This window comes from Nostoc sp. UCD121 (genome assembly GCF_014222285.1).
In the GTDB taxonomy this organism is placed as follows: domain Bacteria; phylum Cyanobacteriota; class Cyanobacteriia; order Cyanobacteriales; family Nostocaceae; genus Nostoc.
Map to the genome: position 1 here is coordinate 1 of NZ_JACKZS010000385.1, position 3,446 is coordinate 3,446.

General features: G+C 39.2%; 3 protein-coding genes. 1 reads left to right on the forward strand and 2 read right to left on the reverse strand.

Annotated features, from left to right (window positions below; all coding sequences use genetic code 11):
* Positions 1-235 precede the first annotated feature (235 nt).
* Positions 236-1,177, reverse strand: coding sequence for a KamA family radical SAM protein (locus GNF10_RS35925; RefSeq protein ID WP_260446212.1), 942 nt, complete (start codon positions 1,175-1,177; stop codon positions 236-238).
* On the opposite strand from GNF10_RS35925, the gene GNF10_RS35930 reads away from it, so the two are divergent.
* Positions 1,138-1,545 (forward strand): hypothetical protein, encoded by a 408-nt coding sequence (locus tag GNF10_RS35930; protein ID WP_185582503.1) that lies wholly within the window; start codon positions 1,138-1,140, stop codon positions 1,543-1,545. The genes GNF10_RS35925 and GNF10_RS35930 overlap by 40 nt on opposite strands.
* A 79-nt stretch (positions 1,546-1,624) precedes the next feature.
* Here GNF10_RS35930 and GNF10_RS35935 read toward each other — a convergent pair whose 3' ends face one another.
* Positions 1,625-3,058 carry an AAA-like domain-containing protein gene (locus GNF10_RS35935; protein ID WP_185582501.1) on the reverse strand — a complete coding sequence of 478 codons (1,434 nt, stop codon included), beginning with the start codon at positions 3,056-3,058 and terminating at the stop codon, positions 1,625-1,627.
* Positions 3,059-3,446: the final 388 nt, after the last annotated feature.

The window sequence follows — 3,446 nt, forward strand, 5'->3', positions numbered from 1 at the left end:
ATCTATACATTAAAACATCCTAATATATTGAATGTTACTTTTTAGTACCATTTTTAATTTTGATTTGTACCCCAATGGAGTTAAGTTTACAAGAATTTAAGTCAAAACTGATATTAGAAGTCCAAGCCTGCCTGCAATTGGCAGTTCCTCTAGTAATTACTCAAATATTAGAAGCAGGTTACTCAAATATTAGAAGCAGGCATTCCTTTATTAGATGGGGTGATGATGGGCTTACTTAACAGCCAAGCTTTAGATCGCGCACCACTCTTTTTGCAAGTGCCTTGTCTAGCGTTAAGGCGCATGTGAGCGGATCGGAAAAGGTATAAGGTTGAGCGAATAATTCGCAAACTGCCGGGACTTGGGCTTCACGAGAGCGACCCTGCACACCCTCAGCAATATTGAAAACCAGATCCCAGCGATCGCCTTTTGCCAAGTGCAATGCGAGTTCTCTACCATTGCCGATACGTTCAACCTGATGACCTAACTGAAATAGTGCAGCTTCCAGCCCGATGATAGTTTCTTCATCGTCGAACTCCATCACCTCGCAAGCTTGTGCTACTTCTGGAGCCAGTTCTGGCAGATGACAAAAGTGCAAAGACAGCCACACACGATGTTTACGAAGCATGGCAACGAGTTCTGGTGTAATTCGCTGCGGCAAAAAGCTCGGCACACGAGAACCAATTCGGATAAATTCAATATGCTTAATGGCACGCAGCCGTCCAAGTAAATTGTCTAAAGGTTCATCAGACATCAATAGAGGATCGCCACCAGAAATTAGGACATCACGGATTTCGGTGTGTTCCTCCAGGTAAGCTGCGATCGCATCCAAGCGCCGGGTTACTGGGTACATCTCACCTTGGCTCACCAAACGAGAGCGGGTGCAGTAACGACAATACGCCGCACAAGTGTCTAGAGCAAGCAGCAACACCCGATCAGGGTAGCGGTGTACGAGTCCTGGTACTGGGCTGTCGTGATCTTCACCGCATGGATCTACCATGTCTGCTGTACTAACTATTAGTTCTTCTTTACGTGGGATCACTTGCAAGCATAGTGGGCAAAAGGGATCTTCTGGATCAAGTAGTGATGCAAAGTATGGAGTTACGGCGACAGCAAACTTCTCTGGTGCGATTAAAACTAATGAATTATATTCTGATCGCCAAAGCAGCAGAATCTGCATCAAAATTTTCCATAGTATCAACACCTCCGGCTTTCCCAACAAGCGCACAAATTAGCTCTTGCTTCTATACATTCGGCGCATCCATCCATAGTTGTTGCCTTTTATTACTGTTCTATCTATTGCGATCGTTTCTTCGCCGCACAGAAAAAGATACAGCCGTGTTTATCCTTGGGATGTTAAAAATCCCTGTAATCGTTATTTTTATCCTTGCAAGTCTAAAACTTTCACTGACTCAACTAGAAACAAAAGGAATTATTAATTGGATTGATCGAGGACTCACGGCTTGTCTAATTCTTGCTTTGACTTATGGTATAAATGTGTTGTTTACCGAAGCAGCAATTTACTACTTAAAAGTCTATGCTCATTGAATTTGGTTCACCGGCGATGACACCAAAACTGTATGAATAAAAAATGGATAAATCTCATCAAAGTCAACACCCTAGTGCCTTACTGTTGCTCTATCAAACAATTAATTGTCGATAGCTGTTTTGCAAAGTAGACTTGGTAGAGTCCGTAACGAGGTAAGACGCGATCGCCCTCAAAGCGAATTAATCCCAAACCTTCAAGCTTGTAAGTGTCAATAGGATTAAGATAAATACCTTGCTTTGCTGCCAGAATTTCAGCATAAGTCTTTGCAAGTCTAGGATTTTCTTGTAGTTTGATCAACTGTCGCCATAAATGATCGCGGTAGATGCCACCATTGGCGATCGCTTCCTCTATTATTTCTTGCACGGTCATTTCTTGAGACCTAAGATAGTACAAACTAATCTGAATTAGTGCTGGATGTCCCCCTATTAGTGACATTAGTTGGGCAAAATCTTTAGCTTTAAACGAGTCTAAACTATACCGCCTAGCTAAATCTTCTACTTGTGGTTGAGTAAAATCGTTCAGACGAATAGGTAGACCAATATTAAAAGGAGAAAGGTTAATATCCATAGAGATATATTCTTCGGTTGAGTAAACCATTACTAACCTCAGCTTTTGCCAGTTGGGATTGTGTCGTGATTCCTCACACCATGACCGCAACAATGCAAAAAACTCATGACAAATGTGAGGATATTCAAAAAAACGGTCAATTTCATTCAACACTAAAACTATTGGGCTTTGACATTGAGCGAGCAAATAGTTTTCTAAATAGAAGCTGCTACTCAAGTTGTAGCCAATTTCTTCATTCCACTTTTCCTTGAGGTTGGGTTCAATACCTAACCCTGTTGCAATTTTCCAGCAAAGACGACGCAACAGTTTATTTAAATCAGTTAAACACTCACTATCGAATTGGTAGCAATTCAGATTCACAGTCTGATATCCAAGTTTGCGTGCAAAGGCACAAAGCCGCAACACAAGAGAACTTTTACCCATCTGTTTGGGCGACTTAATCCGCATCACGCAACCACTAGTAGTTACTTCTCGATAAACCTTTCTCTCTAGTGGAGGACGTTCAATATAAAAGTGAGAATTTAAAGGTACCGGGCCATCCGGGTATGACCAAAAATTTTCTATCTGTTCAGTTTGTATGTGATGTTCTTCGACAAGTGAGGTTAATTCGGAACGTTGAAATAAATCTTCTTCTATATTTGCAATAGACAATAACTCAGATGTTTCAGTCTCATTTGCTTTGTTGACTATGGTGTAGTCTTCGTTGTGTAATTCTAGATTAAAAGCGCTAAAGCAGAGTTTTATAGTTTTTTGATCTACACTTTCACTTAAAGACCATAATTTACTCAAAGTTCTACTAGAAACATGAATGCGCGAGCTTATTTCTTCTAAACTCAAGTGTTCGCCTTTATTTTCTACTATCTCCACAGAATGAATTGCTGATTGCAACCGTTTAATTCCTGTAGAAGTTAGTATAACTCCCCTTTTACGTTTAGTTTTATACATTGCTGTTCCAGGTATTTATTATAAATGAGTGTCACAAGCAATAATTTTTTCTATTTACATACTGGACTTAAATTTAACGTAGCAACTTTTGATACACTATTATTTAATTTTTCCTAAAATTCATTGGAACTTTAGTAAACTAAGTTACATTATACTAGCTTGATAGTAAATGCTGACATCAATATATATTTATCCTACTTTTCCCACTTGTCCTACTTTTCCACTCGGTGTTTTGATGGTTGTCTTGCAAAAACTCTCTGAAGAAATGAAGTCCTTGTACTTACTTCAATTTGTATAAGTGTGATTAAATAATTTAGTATTATTAACTAGTATGATTTATGACTTTTTGTTGGGGTGTAGAACTCTAAATACTAAGTATTAATAGTTG